The organism is Nocardioides sp. JQ2195 (assembly GCF_012272695.1).
In the GTDB taxonomy this organism is placed as follows: Bacteria; Actinomycetota; Actinomycetes; order Propionibacteriales; family Nocardioidaceae; genus Nocardioides.
On sequence record NZ_CP050902.1, the window covers coordinates 1963075 to 1983256 of the forward strand.

General features: G+C 68.3%; 19 protein-coding genes. 5 read left to right on the plus strand and 14 right to left on the minus strand.

Features of this window, described 5'->3' with window-relative positions:
* Positions 1 to 93 precede the first annotated feature (93 nt).
* Positions 94 to 1065: a heme o synthase gene (locus ncot_RS09390; RefSeq protein ID WP_240938152.1), complete on the minus strand. Its 972-nt coding sequence runs from the start codon at positions 1063 to 1065 to the stop codon at positions 94 to 96.
* 185 nt (positions 1066 to 1250) lie between these two features.
* Between ncot_RS09390 and tkt the strand changes: the two genes are divergently transcribed.
* From tkt to ncot_RS09415, 5 genes are read left to right on the plus strand one after another with little or no spacing between them, the layout of a single operon-like run.
* On the plus strand, positions 1251 to 3296 hold the full coding sequence (tkt, locus tag ncot_RS09395) for a transketolase (RefSeq protein ID WP_240938180.1): 2046 nt from the start codon (positions 1251 to 1253) through the stop codon (positions 3294 to 3296).
* Positions 3297 to 3354: 58 nt separating this feature from the next.
* A complete protein-coding gene (gene tal, locus ncot_RS09400) occupies positions 3355 to 4455 on the plus strand; it encodes a transaldolase (protein ID WP_168617376.1) in 1101 nt (366 codons plus the stop codon).
* Positions 4452 to 6092 carry a glucose-6-phosphate isomerase gene (locus tag ncot_RS09405; RefSeq protein ID WP_168617377.1) on the plus strand — a complete coding sequence of 547 codons (1641 nt, stop codon included), beginning with the start codon at positions 4452 to 4454 and terminating at the stop codon, positions 6090 to 6092. The genes tal and ncot_RS09405 overlap by 4 nt, the downstream gene beginning before the upstream one ends.
* Positions 6089 to 6817: a 6-phosphogluconolactonase gene (gene pgl, locus ncot_RS09410; protein ID WP_168617378.1), complete on the plus strand. Its 729-nt coding sequence runs from the start codon at positions 6089 to 6091 to the stop codon at positions 6815 to 6817. Before ncot_RS09405 ends, pgl begins: the two co-directional genes overlap by 4 nt.
* Positions 6814 to 7584 (plus strand): tyrosine-protein phosphatase, encoded by a 771-nt coding sequence (locus ncot_RS09415; RefSeq protein ID WP_206065260.1) that lies wholly within the window; start codon positions 6814 to 6816, stop codon positions 7582 to 7584. The genes pgl and ncot_RS09415 overlap by 4 nt, the downstream gene beginning before the upstream one ends.
* A gap of 211 nt (positions 7585 to 7795) precedes the next feature.
* On the opposite strand, the gene ncot_RS09420 is transcribed toward ncot_RS09415, so the two are convergent.
* The 13 genes from ncot_RS09420 to ncot_RS09485 form a co-directional block, all read right to left on the minus strand.
* The gene (locus ncot_RS09420) at positions 7796 to 9247 is read right to left on the minus strand and encodes an HNH endonuclease signature motif containing protein (RefSeq protein ID WP_168617379.1); all 1452 of its coding nucleotides are present in this window, start codon (positions 9245 to 9247) and stop codon (positions 7796 to 7798) included.
* Positions 9248 to 9458: 211 nt separating this feature from the next.
* A complete protein-coding gene (locus tag ncot_RS09425) occupies positions 9459 to 9965 on the minus strand; it encodes a DinB family protein (RefSeq protein ID WP_206065262.1) in 507 nt (168 codons plus the stop codon).
* Positions 9966 to 10502: 537 nt separating this feature from the next.
* Positions 10503 to 10865 (minus strand): RNA polymerase-binding protein RbpA, encoded by a 363-nt coding sequence (locus ncot_RS09435; RefSeq protein ID WP_168617380.1) that lies wholly within the window; start codon positions 10863 to 10865, stop codon positions 10503 to 10505.
* A 19-nt stretch (positions 10866 to 10884) separates the two neighbouring features.
* Positions 10885 to 11124, minus strand: a complete 240-nt coding sequence (gene secG / locus ncot_RS09440) for a preprotein translocase subunit SecG (RefSeq protein WP_168617381.1) — start codon at positions 11122 to 11124, stop codon at positions 10885 to 10887.
* Between the two features lie 30 nt (positions 11125 to 11154).
* Positions 11155 to 11958, minus strand: coding sequence for a triose-phosphate isomerase (gene tpiA, locus ncot_RS09445; protein WP_168617382.1), 804 nt, complete (start codon positions 11956 to 11958; stop codon positions 11155 to 11157).
* Between the two features lie 41 nt (positions 11959 to 11999).
* Positions 12000 to 13211, minus strand: a complete 1212-nt coding sequence (locus ncot_RS09450; protein ID WP_168617383.1) for a phosphoglycerate kinase — start codon at positions 13209 to 13211, stop codon at positions 12000 to 12002.
* Between the two features lie 68 nt (positions 13212 to 13279).
* Entirely contained in the window at positions 13280 to 14287 is a 1008-nt protein-coding gene (gap, locus tag ncot_RS09455) for a type I glyceraldehyde-3-phosphate dehydrogenase (RefSeq protein WP_168617384.1), read from the minus strand.
* Positions 14288 to 14380: 93 nt separating this feature from the next.
* Positions 14381 to 15367, minus strand: a complete 987-nt coding sequence (whiA, locus tag ncot_RS09460; protein ID WP_168617385.1) for a DNA-binding protein WhiA — start codon at positions 15365 to 15367, stop codon at positions 14381 to 14383.
* A gap of 10 nt (positions 15368 to 15377) precedes the next feature.
* The gene (gene yvcK, locus ncot_RS09465) at positions 15378 to 16349 is read right to left on the minus strand and encodes a uridine diphosphate-N-acetylglucosamine-binding protein YvcK (RefSeq protein ID WP_206065264.1); all 972 of its coding nucleotides are present in this window, start codon (positions 16347 to 16349) and stop codon (positions 15378 to 15380) included.
* Positions 16346 to 17230 carry an RNase adapter RapZ gene (rapZ, locus tag ncot_RS09470; RefSeq protein WP_240938153.1) on the minus strand — a complete coding sequence of 295 codons (885 nt, stop codon included), beginning with the start codon at positions 17228 to 17230 and terminating at the stop codon, positions 16346 to 16348. Before rapZ ends, yvcK begins: the two co-directional genes overlap by 4 nt.
* A gap of 2 nt (positions 17231 to 17232) precedes the next feature.
* A complete protein-coding gene (gene uvrC, locus ncot_RS09475) occupies positions 17233 to 19212 on the minus strand; it encodes an excinuclease ABC subunit UvrC (RefSeq protein WP_168617386.1) in 1980 nt (659 codons plus the stop codon).
* A 60-nt stretch (positions 19213 to 19272) separates the two neighbouring features.
* Entirely contained in the window at positions 19273 to 19686 is a 414-nt protein-coding gene (locus ncot_RS19810; RefSeq protein WP_168617387.1) for a Rieske (2Fe-2S) protein, read from the minus strand.
* Entirely contained in the window at positions 19683 to 20153 is a 471-nt protein-coding gene (locus tag ncot_RS09485; RefSeq protein WP_168617388.1) for a Rieske (2Fe-2S) protein, read from the minus strand. Before ncot_RS09485 ends, ncot_RS19810 begins: the two co-directional genes overlap by 4 nt.
* Positions 20154 to 20182: the final 29 nt, after the last annotated feature.

Sequence of the window (20182 nt, forward strand, 5' to 3'; positions counted from 1 at the left end):
CTTCCTGCACCGAAAAACTTTCGACCAGTTTCGCGCCGCCCCGGAAGCACCCCCGGGAGGCGTTGCAGAGGGGCCGGGAGAGAGTCGGCCGGGTCAGCGACTGATCAGCGGGTCCAGGGCCACCGAGACGAACAGCAGGCTCAGGTAGAGGTTGGAGCTGTGGAAGAGCCGCATCGGCTTGATCAACGACAGGGACTCCGTGTCCTTGGCCCGGCCCCACATCTTGTGCGCCTCGACCAGGAAGACCGCACCCAGGACCGCCGCACAGGTGGGATAGAACCACCCGGTCCCAGCCACCGGCCACAGCAGCAGCGAGGTCGCGACCATCACCCACGAGTAGAGGACGATCTGCCGGCCGACCTCACGCGCCGGCTTGACCACGGGGAGCATGGGAACGTCGACGTTCGCGTAGTCCTCGCGGTAGCGCAGCGCCAGTGCCCAGGTGTGGGGCGGGGTCCAGAAGAAGACGACCATGAAGAGCACCACGGGCGTCCAGGCCAGCTCGCCCGTCACCGCGGTCCATCCGATCATCGCCGGGAAGCAGCCCGCGAGGCCGCCCCAGACGATGTTCTGGGTGGTCCTCCGCTTGAGGACCATCGTGTAGATCAAGACGTAGAACGCATTGGCACCCAGCGACAGCGCCGCGGAGAGCCAGTTGACCCACAGCGCGAGGACCACCGTGGAGACCACGGCCAGCACGCTCGCGAAGACCAGTGCGGACCCCGCCGACACCATGTGTCGCGGGAGTGCCCGACGACGGGTCCGGCGCATCTGCTCGTCGATGTCGCGGTCGTAGACGCAGTTGAACGCCGACGCGGACCCGGCGGAGAGGGTGCCGCCGACGACGGTGGCGACCACGAGCCAGACCTCGGGGACTCCACGTGCCGCGAAGAACATCACGGGGACCGTGGTGAGCAGCAGCAGCTCGATGACACGCGGCTTGGTCAGGCCGACGTACGCCGCGACGACGTCCTTCAGCGACGCCCGACCCCGCTCGGCGGAGTCGTCGGAGGAATCATCGCCTGCCCGTGAGGGGGCTGAAGCCGATTGGCCGACGTGCGTCACAAAAACCTCGAGTACGAAAGACTGGAATCCGATGGAGCCGGGGTCGAGTCTATCGCTCCGCATGAGTAGGCTCGACGTTGCCGCCATAGTTGCAACGAGAGGATCCTCACTTGAGCACCGATTCCACCACCTTCGAGTGGACCGAGCTGGACCGCAAGGCCGTCGACACCGCCCGGGTCCTGGCCATGGACTCGGTGCAGCAGGTCGGCAACGGCCACCCCGGCACGGCGATGAGCCTGGCTCCGGCGGCGTACCTCCTCTTCCAGAAGGTCATGCGCCACGACCCCTCGGACTGCTACTGGCAGGGACGCGACCGATTCGTCCTCTCGTGCGGCCACTCGAGCATCACGCTCTACACGCAGCTCTACCTCGGCGGCTTCGGACTGGAGCTCGACGACCTCAAGGCGCTGCGCACCTGGGGCTCCAAGACCCCCGGGCACCCTGAGTACCACCACACCGCCGGCGTCGAGACCACCACCGGTCCGTTGGGGCAGGGCGTGGCCAACGCGGTCGGCATGGCCATGGCGGCGCGGCGCGAGCGCGGCATGCTCGACCCCGACACCGCAGCCGGTGCATCCCCGTTCGACCGCCACGTCTACGCGATCTGCTCCGACGGAGACATCGAGGAAGGCGTCTCGGGTGAGGCCTCCTCCATCGCGGGTGTCCAGGAGCTCGGCAACCTGACGGTGATCTACGACCGCAACCGCATCTCGATCGAGGGCGACACCGACGTGGCCCTCGGCGAGGACGTCGCCAAGCGCTACGAGTCCTACGGCTGGCACGTGCAGACCGTCGACTGGACCAACGGCGGCAAGGAGTACGTCGAGGACGTCGCCGCCCTGCACGACGCGATCCAGGAGGCGCGCGCGGTCACCGACCAGCCGAGCTTCATCGTGCTCGACACGATCATCGCCTGGCCGGCACCCAACGCCCAGGGCACCGAGGCCGCCCACGGCAGCGCCCTCGGCGACGAAGAGGTCGCGGCCACCAAGAAGATCCTCGGGTGGGACCCGGAGCAGACCTTCGAGGTTCCTTCCGACGTGCTCGACCACACGCGGTCGTTGGCCGAGCGTGGCTCGGCCCTGCGCAAGGAGTGGGACGAGCAGGTGGCGGCCTGGGCCAGCTCCCACGCCGAAGAGGCCCAGCTCCTCGAGCGCCTCAGCACCCGCGCCCTCCCCGACGGCCTGGCCGATGCCCTGCCCGTCTTCGAGGCCGACGCCAAGGGTGTCGCCACTCGTGCCGCGAGCGGCAAGGTGATCAACGCGATCGCTCCGTTGATGCCCGAGCTGTGGGGAGGCTCGGCCGACCTGGCCGGCTCCAACAACACCACCATCAAGGACGCGCCCTCGTTCGTGCCGTCGAGCCGCAGCACCGACCAGTGGTCGGGCGACCCGCTGCGGGGGCGGGTGCTCCACTTCGGCATCCGTGAGCACGCGATGGGCTCGATCATGAACGGCATCACGCTGGGAGGCCTCACCCGGGTCTTCGGCGGCACGTTCCTGCAGTTCGCCGACTACATGCGGCCCGCGGTGCGCCTCGCGGCGCTGATGGGTGCTCCCGTCACCTACGTCTGGACCCACGACTCCATCGGCCTGGGTGAGGACGGCCCGACGCACCAGCCGATCGAGCACCTGGCCGGCCTCCGCGCCATCCCCGGCCTCGACGTCGTGCGCCCCGCCGACGCCAACGAGACGGCGGCCGCCTGGCTGGCCGTGCTCGAGCGCACCGACCGACCGGCCGGACTCTGCCTGACCCGCCAGGGCGTGCCCACCTTCCCGCGTGGGACCGACGCCGAGACCGGTGACGTCTGGGCGTCCACCTCCGGCGTCGCCAAGGGTGGCTACGTGCTGGTCGACGCCGAGGGTGGGGCACCCGACGTGGTCCTCATCGGCACGGGCTCCGAGGTCCAGCTGGCCGTCGCCGCCCGTGAGCAGCTGGCCGCTGACGGCATCAAGGCGCGCGTCGTCTCGATGCCGTGCGTGGAGTGGTTCAACGAGCAGGACCAGTCCTACCGCGACTCGGTCATCCCGCCGACGGTCAAGGCGCGGGTCTCGGTCGAGGCCGGCATCGCCCAGGGGTGGCGTGAGATCGTCGGCGACGCCGGGCGCATCATCTCCATCGAGCAGTACGGCGCCTCGGCGGACTACCAGCGCATCTTCGAGGAGTACGGCGTGACGGCGGAGGCCGTGGCCTCGGCCGCACGCGACAGCATCACGGCAGCGGGGAGCTGACTTCAGCCGCACCGAGCACCGCGCAGGCAACATCAAGACCCGAAGTTCAGGAGGAAGAATGTCCGAACGACTCAAGTCCCTTGCCGCCGCCGGTGTCTCGGTGTGGCTCGACGACCTCTCCCGGGAGCGCATCGAGACCGGCAACCTGGCCGACCTGGTCAAGGAGAAGTCGGTCGTGGGCGTGACCACGAACCCCACCATCTTCGCGGGCGCGATCGGCGACGGTGAGCGCTACAACGACCAGGTCGCCGAGCTCGGCGCCGAGGGTGCCTCCGTCGACACCGTGATCCGTGCGTTGACGACCGAGGACGTGCGTGACGCCTGTGACGTGCTGGCCGACGTCTACGCCGGTGACCACTTCGACGGACGGGTCTCGATCGAGGTCGAGCCCGGGCTGGCGATGGACACCGAGGGAACCATCGCCCAGGCCCACGACCTCTGGACGACCGTGGACCGGCCGAATGCCCTGATCAAGATCCCGGCCACGGAACCGGGCCTCCCCGCGATCACCGCGGCCACCGCCGAGGGGATCAGCGTCAACGTCACGCTGATCTTCGGCATCGACCGCTACCGAGGCGTCATGGATGCCTACCTGACGGGCTTGGAACAGGCCCAGGCGAACGGGATCGATCTCTCCACCATCCACTCGGTGGCCTCGTTCTTCGTCTCCCGGGTCGACTCCGAGGTCGACAAGCGCCTGGACGCGATCGGGACCGACGAGGCGATCGCGCTCAAGGGGAAGGCCGCCCTCGCGAACGCCTGGCGTGCCTACGCGGCGTACCAGGAGGTCTTCGGGTCCGAGCGGTTCGCGAAGCTGGGCGGCGCCAACGTGCAGCGCCCGTTGTGGGCGTCGACCGGGGTCAAGGACCCTGCGTACCCCGACACCCTCTACGTGAGTGAGCTGGTCGTCGACGGGTGTGTGAACACCATGCCCGAGAAGACGATGAACGCGTTCGCCGACCACGGCGAGGTCACCGGCGACACCGTCACCGGTCGGTCCGGGGAGGCCGACGAGGTCTTCGCCGGCCTCGAGAAGGCAGGCATCGACTTCGACGACGTGCTGCTGGTCCTCGAACGTGAGGGCGTGGAGAAGTTCGACAAGTCATGGGCTGAACTCGTGGAGACGGTGAAGGGACAGCTCGAGAGCAGCCAGTCATGACGGAGTGGAATGTCGTCAAAGATGACGACTTCGAGCTCCACTTCGGCTACCCCGACGAAGAGGTCTTCGCGGGCGTCGTCGAGACGTTGGTGGCCGACAAGGTGGCCAGTGGCATCGCCCGACGGGACGCGACGCTCTGGGGCACTGCTGCAGAGTCCGAGGCAGGCAAGCGCCTGAGCTGGGTCGATCTCGCGGAAGCCTCCCGGCCGTTGGTCGCCGACATCGCCACCCTCCGCAAGGAGTTCCTCGACAAGGGTCTGACCCGGTTCGTGCTCTGCGGGATGGGCGGATCGTCGTTGGCTCCTGAGGTGATCTGTACGTCAGCCGGGGTCGACCTCGAGGTGCTCGACTCCTCCAACCCCGACGTGGTCCGGGCCGCTGTGGCCGAACGACTGTCCGAGACCGTCGTGATCGTCTCCAGCAAGTCTGGCGGCACCGTCGAGACCGACAGCCAGAAGCGCGCCTTCGAGCAGGCCTTCCGCGATGCCGGGATCGAGCCCGGTGAGCGCATCGTCGTGGTGACCGACCCGGGGTCGCCCCTCGACGAGGAGGCGACGGCCGCCGGCTACACGGTGTTCCGTGCCGATCCTGACGTGGGCGGACGCTACTCGGCGCTCACCGCCTTCGGGCTGGTCCCCTCCGGTCTGGCAGGCGCTGACATCGCCGTGCTCCTCGATGAAGCGGCACGGATCCGACCTCACGTGGTGGAGGACTCGGTCGACAATCCGGTGCTGCGTCTGGGCGGACTCCTCGGATGGGCCTCCACCCAGGGCATCGACAAGGTGGTGCTCGCCAACGCCGGCGCATCGTTCTCCGGTTTCGGTGACTGGGCCGAGCAGCTGCTCGCGGAGTCCACGGGCAAGGACGGCAAGGGCATCCTGCCTGTCGTCGTCGAAGGCCTCGACTCCCCCAACTTCTCACCCAGCACGGCTGACTCGGTCCTGGTCTCCTTTGGACCTGACTTCCCGTTCGACTCGGTGCGACCAGCGTCATCGGTCGGTGCCTCCGTCGACGCACCCTTGGGCGCTCAGATGATGTTGTGGGAATTCGCCACGGCCGTTGCCGGTCGCGTGATCGGGATCAACCCCTTCGACCAACCAGACGTCGAGAGTGCCAAGGCCGCCGCCCGCGAGATGCTCGACGGTGCCGGCGAGTCCGCGTCACCGCGATTCTCCGACGGAGCGATCTCGGTCTTCGCCGATGACTGGCTCGACGACGCCACCGACTCCGCGGCTGACGCGGTGGCCGCGCTGCTCGGCGTACTCGACGGGGAGCACGGCTACCTCGCGGTGCAGGCCTACCTCGATCGGCACCGCGATGTCGACCTCGAGCGATGCCGTCCCGCCCTGGCCGAGCGGACTGGGCGTCCGGTGACCTTCGGCTGGGGACCCCGGTTCCTGCACTCGACCGGTCAGTACCACAAGGGTGGGCCGTCGACCGGTGTCTACCTGCAGATCACCGGCACGCCCGAGGAGGACCTTGCCGTTCCCGGGCGCGACTTCAGCTTCGGCGACTTCCTGATCGCCCAGGCCGTGGGCGATGGTCAGGTTCTCGGCGACAAGGGTCGACCTGTCCTCCGCCTGCACCTCGATGATCTCCGGGCCGGCTTGAACCAGCTGCGGGGGCTGCTGGCATGAGCCCGACGACGCGTGTCGAAGCCGACTCCGACGCCTTGGCCGAGGCGGTCGCCGAAGCACTGATTGCCCGACTGGCGGAGATCCAGGCCGAGGGCCGGGTGCCGACGGTCGGTCTGACCGGGGGCACGATCGCACGCGAGGTCCACCGCAAGGTCGCGTCCTCGCTGAACAGCTTCGACGTCGACTGGGACGAGGTCGACTTCTGGTGGGGTGACGAGCGCTACGTGGACTCCTCGAGCGACGACCGCAACGCCAGGCAGGCTCGTCGGGACCTGCTCGACCACGTCGACGTCGACCCGTCGCGGGTGCACGAGATGCCGGCCGCCGACTCCGGGTTGAGCCTCCAGGAGGCCGCCGAGGCGTACGCCGCAGAGATGCGCGAGCAGGGCAGCGGCGGGTTCGACGTGCTGATGCTGGGGCTGGGGCCCGACGGTCACATTGCTTCCCTGTTCCCGGGATCCGCCCAGATCGACGCGCGGGACGCCATCACGGTCGCGGTGGCGCGCTCACCGAAGCCGCCGCCCGAGCGGATCAGTCTCACCTTCGAGGCCATGGCCCGCTCGAACGCGGTCTGGTTCATCGTTGCCGGCGCCGAGAAGGCGGAGGCCGTCGCCCGGTCCATGGTGGACACCGACGTGCACGCCTCCCCCGCCGTGGGCGTTGCCGGCGCGGAGGAGACCGTCTGGTGGCTCGACCGCGCTGCAGCCGGTCACAGCGCCACGTGAGCGAGATCGGTTGGCTCGACCTCGAGGGAGTCGCCAACATGCGCGACCTGGGTGGGGTGCCGACCCGGTCAGGCGACCGCATCCGTCCGCGCCGGCTGCTCCGCTCGGACAACCTGCAGGACCTCTCCGCGAGTGACGTCCAGGTCCTCCTGGAGGACCTCGACGTCACCGATGTGGTGGACCTGCGGAGCACCACCGAGGTGAATGCCGAAGGTCCGGGCCCACTGATGGACCGGCGCGAGGTCACGGTCCACCACCACTCGCTGGTCCGCGACCAGCGGCGGGCGGCCACCACGAAGGACACGCTCGTGCTGGCCGGCACAGGAGCGACACCGGCCGACGCCGACTACTGGAGCCGGCACTACCTCGGCTATCTTGCGGACCGCCCGGAGTCCGTGGTCGCGTCCCTGCGAGCGATCGCGTCTGCTCGCGGCGCAGCCGTGGTGCACTGCGCCGCCGGCAAGGACCGCACCGGGACCGTGGTGGGCATGGCCCTGTCGCTGGTGGGCGTGGCCGACGAGCTCGTGGTGGCCGACTATGTCGCCTCGGCCGAGCGCATCGAGCGGATCCTCGACCGCCTGAAGGTCCGACCGTCGTACGCCGATCTGGTCCGGGCACGCGTGCAGGACCAGATGCCCAAGGCTGAGACCATGGAGCAACTGTTCGGCACACTCAACCAGGAGCACGGTGGTGCCCTGGGGTGGCTGGCGGCGCACGGGTGGACCGATCAGGACTCGGAACAGCTCAGGCTGAAACTCCTCGGCTGAGGCCGAGCCTTCTGTCGAGACACCTCGCCGTGGACGCACACCGTGGCGCAGGCGTGGCAGTAGGCCCAGTCACCTGGCTTCTGGTGTGGATTGCGCCTGGTGTGGGCCTGCTGTCAGTGATGCGGTTCGGCCGGTGCTTCTTGTATCGTCTCGCCTGGCTGGGTTGTGGTTTCGGGACGGTCGCTGGGCGGCCTCCTCAACCAACGCCGATTCATGGTTCTTGGGTGAGCTCGACTGTTCCGCTGTCGGTGACCAACCAGCTCCGGCCGTGCTGGTTGGCCCAGGTATACGTCCCGTCGCGGTTGCGTTGATAACGCCAGCCGCCGTGGGTCTTCAACACGTGGTGTCGTCGACACAACGGCGCCAAATTCTCCGGGTTCGTCTGCCCCGACGGACCGGTGTCATCAAACGGCACGATGTGGTCGAGATCGCACGTCTTCGACGACCGGCCACAGTACGGATGCACACAGTGCCGATCACGTTCGGTGACCTGATCCCGCATCGCCTGCGGCGGATCATGGACATCCACCGCCCACACCTTGGTGGTGTCGATCACCGGCGTCACCCGGGCATCAGCACCGAGCTGCTTCAGATAACCGGCGATCAGGTGCGTGGCGGCAGGCCCGAACAGGTTCGACTCCACCACCCCGACCGGGTTCTCCGACCCCGGGCGAACAGCGTCACCTGACCCGAGCGGGCCACGGGGCGATTCGGTGCCGTCGGCCGGGATCGTGGCGGAGCCCGCACACATCGTGGCCAGATCGGCCAACGACAAGTGCACGAACAGGCGCGCCCTCAAGTACGACTTCCGCGGCGTCACCGGCTCCCCGGTCTCCGGGTTCACCGGCGGGTCCTGGTCGAGGACCCCCAGCAGATCGAGGCTGGCTTGGCGGTCCGCGATGACCCCGAGGGCCTTGGCTTTCCTCTGGCCGAGGGTGTCGGTGTCACCGAGCCGCCCCATCGTGGCTGCCTCATCGGAGACGAGGTCACCGAACTTCGCCAGATCCAGGCTGGAGCCGATGGCTTCGAGGGTGCTGGTGCCCTCCGCACCCTGGGCATGGTCAACGCTGACGTCCCAGTCATCACGACCCGGCAACCCGTTGTCGTCCTCGAGTTTTTCGGGGTGAAACTTCGCCACCCCGAGCTTCACCGCCTTCGCAATGGCGTTGAACGAGTAGGTGCCGCCGCGTTCGTGGAGGAGGTTGTCGATCCACCGGGCTGCCTCCGACGACAGGTCGTGGGTCTCCTCGGCGAGAGCCAGGGCCTTCCAGGCGTCGAGTTCCAACGCCTCGACGCGTGCATGGGCTCTCGGGAGGCGGTGGTGCAGGTCGAGGGTGTTGGCCAGGAACTGCTTCGCTGCCCCACGTGAAGTGCGGTTCGCAGCGCCCCAGTCCTCCACCACAAACCGGGCCACCAGCGGTGTGCCCTCACCACCCAATGTGGCGTCGTAGTCACCCGCCATCCCCGGTAGTCCATCGCCCCAGGTGGCGGGCTCGATCCCGGGACCGGCGGGGTTGGTGACACAGAGCTGATAGGCAAGACGGACCTTGCGGCGGCCTGCGCGGGTCTCACTGTCACGGGAGTCAGCGATGACGTCGAACAGCGCTGCACCGCCGAGGTCACTGACCTCGAACGGATGGAGTGCTGCATCGACTTCGAACATGCATTGAGTCAATCAGGGACCACCGACAGTCGACACCCAAGAAGGGCTTGTCCACAGGTTTGAGACCAAGTATTTTCAGAAACTTTTCGGGCTCTTCGCAGTTGAGGGTGTAGTCCGGTCGGCCCACGATGTTGGAGGTCAGCTTCCGCCGATACCGGTGCAACGCCGCCTCTGACAACCGGAACACGGACCGACGACGCGCCGTGAGCCGTCAGTCGCCGACGCTGCCGTCGATCATCTCGCGCAGGATGTCCGCGTGGCCCGCGTGCCGGCCAGTCTCCAGGATCACGTGCAGGTACACCCACCGCAATGTCAGCTCCCTGCCCGGCGGTGCGTAGTCGAGGCTGTGCTGGGCGGCGATCTCGCGGGAGCGGTCGCACTCCGCCTGGTAGGCGCCGATGACGTCGTCGAGCTTCTCGTTCGGTTCCAGCCGCAGGTCGGCCTCCGGGTCTGCGTCGGTCCACGGCGGCGTGGGCAGCTCCGCGGCGGGGATCTGCCCGATCTGCTCGGCGAACCCGCCCAGTTCCACCCACCGCAGGTGTTTGATCAGGCCGCCGAGGTTGGTGCCGGTCGGCACCGGGCTGCGCCGGGCGTCCTCCTCCGACACCCCGCGGGCTTTGCGCACGACGCTGTCGCGCAGATAATCCAGGAACGTCTCGAGCTGCTCGCGCTCGGTGGCGGCGACCACGCTGCCGAGGATCTCACTCGGTCCAGTCATGGCCCGAACGTAGCACGCGGGCCGACCCTCGCACCGGGGCTATTTGGGCTCTTCGTAGTCACAGTCGAGGGTGTAGTCCGGTTGGCGCGTCGGTGGCCGGGTAGGGGTCGAGGTTTCACCGGTGATCAGCGACCTCACCCCGGTGCGTGACGGGACCGGACCCGCGGGGCTGCTCGACATGGTCGAGGGCCGTTCCAAGCAGGCGTTCAAGACCTGGCTCAACGAGCGAGCGCAGGCGTGGCGCGAAGGTGGTCGCGAGGGACCGGTTCACCACTTTCGGGGCTCACTGCCGGATCGGCACAGGGTGGTTTCGAGACGCTCGTACCTCGCTCCTCAACCAGCGATGGTTGAGGCCCGGTCGCTCAGAAGATGATGTCGCCGGACTTGCGACGCGAGCGCGGGCGTGGCGCGACGCCGTGGAGGTGGTCGCGAGGGACGGGTTCACCACTTTTCGGGGCTCGCTGCCGGCTCGGCACAGGGTGGTTTCGAGACGCTCGTACCTCGCTCCTCAACCAGCGATGGTTGAGGCCCGGTCGCTCAGAAGATGATGTCGCCGGACTTGCGACGCGAGCGCAGGAGCTTGACTGCCTCGTCGAGGATGTCGGCCGCTTCCTGGTCGGAGCGCCGTTCCTTCACGTAGGCAAGATGTGTCTTGTAGGGCTCGATCTTGGGTGCCGGCGGAGGATTGTCCGCGTCCTGGCTGGCCGGGAGGCCACAGCGCGGGCAGTCCCACGCCTCGGGTGGGGTCGCCTCGACGGCGAAGGTCACCACGCAACGGTGGTCGTTGGAGCAGTAGTAGGTGACCGCCTGACGTGCGGCGGCCTCACCTCGCTCCGCCTCCCCCATCGGGCCGGCTCCGACCCGGCTCCCCCGGATTGCGTTCGCTCCACCACCAGCCATGAGTTCAGGTCCTCTCGGGTCAGACGCCGCTGTAGGCCATCAGGAGGGCCAGGGCGAGGATGCAGGCGCCCCAGATGACACCAAGCCCGACGGTGAGTCGGTCAAGGTTGCGCTCGGCGACGGAGGAGCCACCCAGGCTGCTGGAGACGCCGCCACCGAACATGTCGGAGAGTCCGCCGCCACGCCCCTTGTGCAGGAGGACCATGGCGATCAGCAGCAGGCTGGTGATCATGAGGAGGACGGTGAAGATCGTAATCACAGCAGCAACACTAACCCACGATTTCCGAGATCACAGCACTGGCATGTCATAGAACCTGCAGACACCGCCGAACTCGTCGGCCTGCAGGCTGGCGCCACCCACCAGGGCACCGTCGACGTCGGATTTCTCCATGATGCCGGCAATGTTCGCTGCCTTCACCGAGCCGCCGTACAACACCCGGACCGACTCGGCGGTCGCCTCGCCGTGCACCTCGGAGATGCGTCCACGAATGGCACCGCAGACCTCTTGGGCGTCATCGGGAGTGGCCACCTCGCCGGTGCCGATCGCCCAGACCGGCTCGTAGGCGATCACCAGACCGGCGACCTGCTCGGCACTGAGACCCTTCAGTGAGCCGTCCACCTGGGCCACGGTGAAGTCGACGTGCTCACCGGCCCGTCGAACCTCGAGCCCCTCGCCCACGCACACGATCGGTGTCATCCCCGCTGCGAGTGCCTTCTTGGCCTTGGCGTTGACGACCTCATCGGACTCGGCGTGCATTGACCGGCGCTCGGAGTGGCCGACGACCACATAGGAACAACCCAGCTTGGCCAGCATGCCCGCCGAGATCTCACCCGTGTAGGCGCCGGAATCGTGGGCGGAGACGTCCTGGGCGCCGTACTTCACGGCGAGGCGGTCTCCGTCGACGAGGGTCTGCACCGAACGCAGGTCCGTGAACGGCGGGACCACCACCACCTCGACCTTGCCGTGGTCGTGCCGCTTGTCGGACAGCGTCCAGGCCAGCTTCTGGACCAGGACGACTGCCTCCTGGTGGTTCAGGTTCATCTTCCAGTTGCCCGCCATCAGCGGGATACGGCCAGCCTTCTTGGTCGCCATGTCAGTCCTTGTCGTCAGGTCGGTCGTGGGTGCCGGGCACGTCAGTCGAGCACGGTGATGCCGGGCAGTTCCTTGCCCTCGAGGTATTCCAGGCTGGCGCCACCACCGGTGGAAATGTGGCCGAACGCCGCCTCGTCGAAGCCGAGCTGGCGGACCGCAGCAGCGGAGTCACCGCCCCCGACCACGGAAAGCCCCTCCACCTCGGTGAGCGCCTGGGCGACGGCACGCGTGCCCCCCGCGAAGGCATCCACCTCGAAGACTCCCATCGGGCCGTTCCAGAAGACGGTCCGTGCGTCCGCAAGGGCGGCTGCGAAGGCCGCACCGGACTCGGGGCCGATGTCGAGACCGAGTGAGTCAGCAGGGATGGCGTCAGCCGCCACCACCTGCGGCTGGGGCTCCTGGTCGCCGGACGGGAAGGTGCTGTCGACCACGATGTCGGTGGGGAGCACGATCTCGACACCACCGGACTCAGCGCGTGCGGCATAGTCGCGGCAGACGTCGAGCTGGTCCTCCTCGAGGAGACTCTTGCCGACCTCCAGGCCCTGGGCCTTCAGGAAGGTGAAGACCATCCCCCCACCGATCAGCAGCTTGTCTGCCTTCTCCAACAGGTTGTCGATCACACCCAGCTTGTCGGACACCTTCGAGCCACCCAGGACGACGACGTACGGTCGCTCGGGGTCGACGGTGAGGCGACGCAGGACGTCGATCTCCGTGGCCACCAGGTTGCCCATGGCGTGCGGGAGTCGCTCGGCGATGTCGTAGACCGAGGCCTGCTTGCGGTGCACGACCCCGAACCCGTCGCTGACGAAGCCGTCACCCAGCTCCGCGAGCTGGTCGGCGAAGGCCCCGCGCTCGGCGTCGTCCTTGCTGGTCTCGCCGGGGTTGAAGCGAACGTTCTCCAGGACCGCGACGTCGCCGTCCGCCAAGCCGTCGACCGTCGACCTCGCGGACTCCCCCACGGTGTCGGTGGCGAAGGCCACCGGCGCACCGAGCAGCTCCCCCAGGCGGTCGGCCACCGGCGCCAGGGAGTACGCCGGGTCCGGCTCACCCTTGGGTCGTCCGAGGTGGGCGGTGACGACCACGCGGGCACCTGCCTCGGACAGCTCCTTGATCGTCGGCACGCTGGCTCGAATGCGGCCGTCGTCGGTGATCGTCTCACCGTCGAGGGGAACATTGAGGTCGGAGCGCACCAGGATGCGCTTCCCGGTGAGGCTCCCGCCGAGTGCTGACGCGAGAGTGTCCAAGCCTGACATGCGTGCCTTCCTGTTCCTGACGAGCTGTTCTCTGGACCGGCGGTGGTGCCGGTCGACCGGTGGACGGGTCAGAGCGTGGCGCCGACGTGCTCGATCAGATCGACCAGTCGGTTGGAGTAGCCCCACTCGTTGTCGTACCAGCCGACCACCTTGACCTGGTCACCGATGACCTTGGTCAGCGGAGAGTCGAAGGTGCACGACGACGGATCCGTGACGATATCGGACGAGACGATCTCGTCGGTCGAGTACGTCACGAAGCGAGAGAAGGCACCCTCGCTGGCCGCCTTGAAGAGGGCGTTGATCTCGTCGACCGTGGTCTCGCGAGAAGCGTTGACGGTCAGGTCCGTGACCGACCCGGTCGGGACGGGGACACGCAACGCGTAGCCGTCCAGCTTGCCCTTCAGCTCCGGGAGGACCAGGCCCAACGCCTTGGCGGCGCCGGTGGAGGTGGGCACCACGTTGAGTGCGGCGGCCCGTGCCCGCCGGAGGTCGCGGTGGATGTTGTCCTGCAGGTTCTGGTCAGCGGTGTAGGCGTGGATGGTCGTCATCAACCCGCGCTCGATGCCGATCCCGTCGTGCAGGATCTTGGCCATCGGGGCCAGGCAGTTGGTGGTGCAGGACGCGTTGGAGATCACGGTGTGCTTGCCGGCGTCGTAGTCCTCGTGGTTGACCCCCATCACGACCGTGACGTCCTCGTTCTTGGCCGGCGCGGAGATGATCACCTTCTTTGCGCCACCGCTGTCGACGTGGGCCCGGGCCTTCGTGGCATCCGTGAAGAACCCGGTCGACTCGACCACGACGTCGACCCCGGCCTCACCCCACGCGAGGTTGGCCGGCTCGCGCTCGGCGAAGGCGACGAAGCTCTGGTCACCGACCGTGATCGACTCGTCCGTCGAGCTGACGTCGGCATCGAGCCGACCCAGGATCGTGTCGAACTTCAGCAGGTGCGCGAGCGAGGCGTTGTCGGTGAGGTCGTTGACGGCGACCACTTCCACGTCAGCGCCCGACGCTCGGACCGCACGATAGAAGTTGCGCCCGATCCGGCCGAAACCGTTGATCCCTACCCGAACAGTCATGCTGAGCCACTTCCTCACGAAGACGTCGACAAGCTCTGGTCACCAGAACCCTAGCGCCCGGTGTGACGCAGACCTCACCGCACGGCGGAGAGGTCAGGACTCCTCGGCCAACATCTCCGGCGTCAACGACGACTCGGTGTCGGGGATGCCGAGCTCCTCGGCCCGCTTGTCGGCCATCGCCAGCAGGCGACGGATTCGCCCGGCGATGGCGTCCTTGGTGAGGACAGGGTCGTGGAGCTGTCCGAGCTCTTCCAGGGAAGCCTGCTTGTGCTCGAGGCGCAGGTGACCGGCCAGCTTGAGGTGGTCCGGGACCTCGTCGGCCAGGATCTCCAGGGCCCGCTCGACGCGGGCGCCGGCGGCCACGGCCGCGCGCGCAGAACGGCGCAGGTTGGCGTCGTCGAAGTTGGCGAGCCGGTTGGCGGTGGCACGGACCTCGCGGCGCATCCGCCGCTCCTCCCAGGCCATCAGGGTCTCGTGGGCGCCGAGGCGGGTGAGCATGGCTCCGATCGCGTCGCCATCACGGATCACGACGCGGTCGACGCCACGGACCTCCCTGGCCTTGGCCTGGATGCCGAGGCGCCGGGCGACACCGACGAGAGCCAGCGCTGCCTCGGGACCGGGACACGTGACCTCGAGCGCCGACGAACGGCCCGGCTCGGTGAGGGAGCCGTGGGCGAGGAAGGCGCCGCGCCACGCTGCGACCGCGTCGCAGCCACCGCCGCTGACCACCTGCGGAGGAAGGCCACGGACCGGGCGTCCGCGCTGGTCGAGCAGACCGGTCTGTCGGGCGAGGGCCTCGCCCTCCTTCACCACCCGGAGGACGTAGCGACTTCCCTTGCGGATGCCGTTGCCCTGGACCATCGCGATCTCGGCAGTGTGCCCGTAGACGTCGGAGATGTCCGTGCGCAGTCGCCGGGCGGCGGCTCCCGTGTCGAGCTCCGCCTCAACCACGATCTTGCCGCTCACAATGTGGATTCCACCTGCGAAGCGGAGCGTGGTGGACACTTCAGCCTTGCGGCAGCACGTCTTGGTGGTCTGGGTGCTGGCCAGCTCAGACTTCACCTGTGCCGTCATTGCCATGCCGTGATCCTTACACACCAGTCATGATGCGCACATAGGCGGCTGCCAGCTTTTCCGGGTCATGGCGCGGGCTGCCGTCGTCCATCGCGACGTCAGCCAGCTCCAGACGAGCCCCGCCATCGGTCACCACCCGGTCGAGGAGGTCGGGGTCGGGGACGGCGTTCAGGTCCGCCAGGACGGTGTGCACCTTGAGCGCCGGAGCGTGGTCGAGCAACGCCTCCAGCAGGTCCTCGGGCAGATAGCCGGCCGTCTCCCCCGCCTGCTCGGCCAGGTTGAGCACCACGATCACCCGGCCGTGGCTCTCCTCGATCGCACGGCGCAGCCCCGGGACCATCAGGTGCGGGATCACGGAGGTGTACCAGCTGCCCGGTCCGAGCACGATCCAGTCGGCTGCCTGCAGCGCGTCGACGGCCTCGGGACATGCCTCGGGGGCGGGTGGGTCGAGGTTGATCGCGCTGACCCGGCCCTCGGAGGTGGCGATCTCGACCTGGCCCTGGACCAGATCGATGTCATCGGGGCGGGACGGATCGATGCCGCGCACCTCGGCCGTGATGTCCATCGGCGTGGTCGCCATCGGCAGCACCCGACCGCGGGCGTCGAGGAGGCGGGCCACCCACTCGAGCCCGTTGACGTGGCCACCGAGGAGCTCCCACAGGCCGACGATCAACAGGTTGCCCACGACGTGGCCCCCCATCTCACCGTCACTGGCGAAACGGTGCTGGAGGACCTTGGCCCAGGTCTGGCCCCACTCGTCGTCACCGCACAACGCGGCCAGTGCCATGCGCAGGTCGCCCGGGGGAAGGACGCCGAACTCGCCTCGCAGCCGACCTGACGAACCGCCGTTGTCCGCGACGGTCACGACGGCGGTCAGGTCGTCGGTGACCCGGCGCAACGCTGACAGGGAGGCATGCAGGCCGTGGCCGCCACCGAGCGCGACCACCGACGTGGGGAGGCGGGGCCCCCGTTCCTCCGCGGGGCTCACTCGTTGCCCAGGTCGCGGTGCTGGACGCGGGTGTCATAGCCCTGCTCGCTGAGTCGGAGGGCGATCTCCTCGCTCATCGCGACGCTGCGGTGCTTGCCACCGGTGCAGCCGATGGCCACGGTGAGGAACCGCTTGCCTTCACGCAGGTAGCCGGCGGAGGCGGTCTGGATCACGGGAAGGTAGGCCTCGAGGAACTCCTGGGCGTCGGGGCGACTCTTCACGTAGTCGGCGACCTCGGCGCTCCTGCCGTTCATCGCGCGCAGCTCAGGGACCCAGTAGGGGTTCGGCAGGAATCGCATGTCGGCGACGAAGTCGGCGTCGACCGGGATGCCGTACTTGAAGCCGAAGCTGACCACGGTGATCTTGAGGGTCATCGCCTCAGGTGCGCCGAACGCCTCGGCCACCTTGTCGGTGAGCTGGTGCACGTTGAGCTCGGTGGTGTCGATCAGGACGTCGGCGTTGCCTCGCAGGACACCCAGCACCTCACGCTCGCGACGCAGGCCGTCGAGCAGCCGCCCACCCGCTTGCAGCGGGTGAGGTCGCCGCGCGGCCTCCTGGCGGCGGACGAGGACGTTGTCGTCTGCCTCGAGGAAGAGCAGGGTGGTCCGACGACCGGTCGCCTGCTGGGCGATGTTGGCGCGCAGGCTCTCGAAGAACGAGCCGGAACGTACGTCGACCACCACCGCGATCGGTTGCGTCGTGCCGGCACTCTGGTCGACGAGCCGGACCACGTCGGGCACCAGTGCCGGAGGAAGGTTGTCGACGACGAAGAAGCCGAGGTCCTCGAGCTCCTTGGCCGCCGTGCTCCGGCCGGCTCCGGTCATCCCGGTGACCACCACCAGCTCGCCCCTGTGGTCGGGCCGTGGATCGGGCATGCTCATCGTCACTCCTCGGTGATCTCGCCAGTGGCGGTGTTGACGGACACATTGTTGCCGGTTCCCGCCCCCACTGCACCCTTGATGGCGGAAGCCGTGGCGGGCCCGATGCCGGGCACCTGGGCGATCTCATCGACGGTGGCCGCGCGCAGCTTGCGCAGGGAGCCGAAGTGCTTGATCAGGGTCTTGCGCCGTACCTCCCCGAGGCCCGGGACATCGTCGAGCAGGCTCTCCACCATGGTCTTGGACCGGCGGCCGCGGTGGTGCGTGATCGCGAACCGGTGGGCCTCGTCACGCAGCCGTTGGAGCAGGTAGAGGCCTTCACTCGAACGGGGCAGGATGACGGGGTCCTCCTCCCCCGGGACCCACACCTCCTCCAGCCGCTTCGCGAGGCCACAGACGGGGATGTCGTTGATGCCGAGCTCGGTCAGGGCTGCCACGGCAGCCGCCACCTGCGGCGGGCCACCGTCGACCACCACGAGCCCCGGCGCGTAGGCGAACTTGCGTGGGCGGCCGGTCTCCGGGTCGACGAGCATCGGGCCGTCGTGGGCCGGGTCCCCTGCTCCACCCGGGGCTTCGACGGACATCGCCTGCTCGTCCAGCAGTCGTCGGAACCGCCGGGTGATCACCTCGTGCATCGAGGCGACATCGTTCTGCCCGTCGACGCCGCGGATCACGAATCGGCGGTACTCACTCTTGCGCGCGAGGCCGTCCTCGAAGACCACCATGCTGGCGACGACCTCGGTGCCCTGGAGGTTGGAGATGTCGTAGCACTCCATCCGGAGGGGCACCTCGTCGAGCTCGAGCGCCTCCTGGATCTCCTCGAGGGCCTTGTTGCGGGTGGTGAGATCGCTGGCCCGCTTGGTCTTGTGCAGGCCGAGGGCCTGGAGCGCGTTGCGCGCGACCGTCTCCTGGAGCGTCTTCTTGTCGCCGCGCTGCGGCACTCGGATCGCCACCCGGCTGCCCCGCAGCTCGCTCAGCATCACCTCGAGCGTCTCCAGGTCCGGCGGCAGCGCGGGCACCAGCACCTCGCGCGGGATCGCGTCACCGGACTCGTCCCCGTAGAGCTGGAGGAGGAAGGTCTCGACCAGGTCGCCCGTGTCGCCCTCGTCCACGCGGTCCGCCACCCAGCCGCGTTGCCCACGGATGCGTCCACCACGTACGTGGAAGATCTGGACGGCCACCTCGAGGGGGTCCTCGGCCAGGGCGATCACGTCGGCGTCGGTTCCGTCCCCGAGCACGACCGCCTGCTTCTCCAGGGCCTTGTTGAGGGCGCCGAGGTCATCACGCAGACGTGCCGCCTTCTCGAAGTCGAGCGCCTCGGAGGCGGCGTACATCTCCCGCTCGATGCGCTTCACGAAGCCGCTGGTCTGCCCGGCCATGAAGTCGCAGAAGTCGTCGACGATCTCCCGGTGTTCCTCTGCGCTGACATTACCGACGCAGGGAGCCGCGCACTTGTCAATGTAGCCGAGCAGGCAGGGTCGGCCGATCTGTGCCGAGCGCTTGAACACGCCGTTGCTGCAGGAGCGCATCGGGAAGACACGCAGCAGCAGGTCGACCGTCTCGCGGATCGCCCACGCATGGCCGTAGGGGCCGAAGTAGCGGGTTCCCTTCTTCTTGGCACCCCGCCCCACCATGACCCGAGGGAACTCCTCGCCCAGGGTGACTGCCAGCCACGGGTAGGACTTGTCGTCGCGGTACTTCACGTTGAACCGCGGGTCGAACTCCTTGATCCAGGAGTACTCGAGCTGGAGCGCCTCGACCTCGGTGTTGACCACGGTCCACTCGACACTCGCCGCGGTGGTCACCATGGTCGCCGTACGCGGGTGCAGGTTGGCGATGTCCTGGAAGTAGGAGGAGAGCCGGGATCGCAGGTTCTTCGCCTTGCCGACATAGACCACACGGCCACGGGCGTCGCGGAACTTGTAGACGCCGGGCTGGGTCGGGATCGACCCGGTCCGGGGACGGTACGACGACGGATCAGCCACGCGGCAACCCTACGTGGGCAGGCGGACGGTCCGGCCCGGGTGCCAGTCGAGGAGCGCGGCTCACGCGGTGCTGATGGTCTTCGCGTCGACCACGATGTCGACCTGCGGGAGCGGGTCACCGGCGGGCCCCTGCTCCACGGACCCGTCGACCAGGGCGAACTTGCTGCCGTGGCAGGGGCACTCGATCGCGTGGTCCACCTTGGTGACCAGGCAGTGTGCGTGCGTGCAGACAGCGGAGAAGGCCTTGAACTCCCCGCTGGTGGGCTGGGTGACCACCACGTTCCCGACGATGACCCCACCACCGACCGGAACCTCATCGGTGGTGGTCAGCTCAGTGCCTGCCTTCGGGGGTGCGTGCTTCTGCTCGTCGGGGCCACAGGCAGCGACGAGGGGTACGCCGACACCGACGACGCCGGCAGCGGCCAGCAGGTGACGACGACGCAGGCAGGGCTGCTCCACAGGGTTCTCCTTCATGACCTGATGATGTCCCGGCCGGCACGTCGGACGGGCTGCTCGGGCAGCGCCGCGGTGGCCGGTCCCGCCTCCACGGCGCCGTCGACGATCGAGAACTGGCTGCCGTGGCAGGCGCAGTGGATCGAGCTGTCAATGCTGGACACCTTGCACTGCATGTGGGTGCACGTGGACGAGAAGGCCCTGAACTCCCCCGTGGTCGGCTGGGTCACCACCAGGTCGTCCAGGATCACCCCGCCGCCCTCGGGCACGTCTGCCGCGCTGACCAAGGACTCCGTCTGCGTGCTCGTGCCTGCGTCACCCGAACCCGGGCCGGTGGACCCGTTGGAGGTCGACGACGCCGACGCCGGGTCGGTGGACGTGGTCTCGCTGTCGCCCGAGCTGCTGCAAGCAGCCAGCAGCGGCAGCGACAACCCGGCTGCGGCACCGCTCAGCACCCCGCGCCGCGTGACGTGGCTTGGTGAATCCATGGGCTGGTCTCCCTCGTGTGGAACACAGT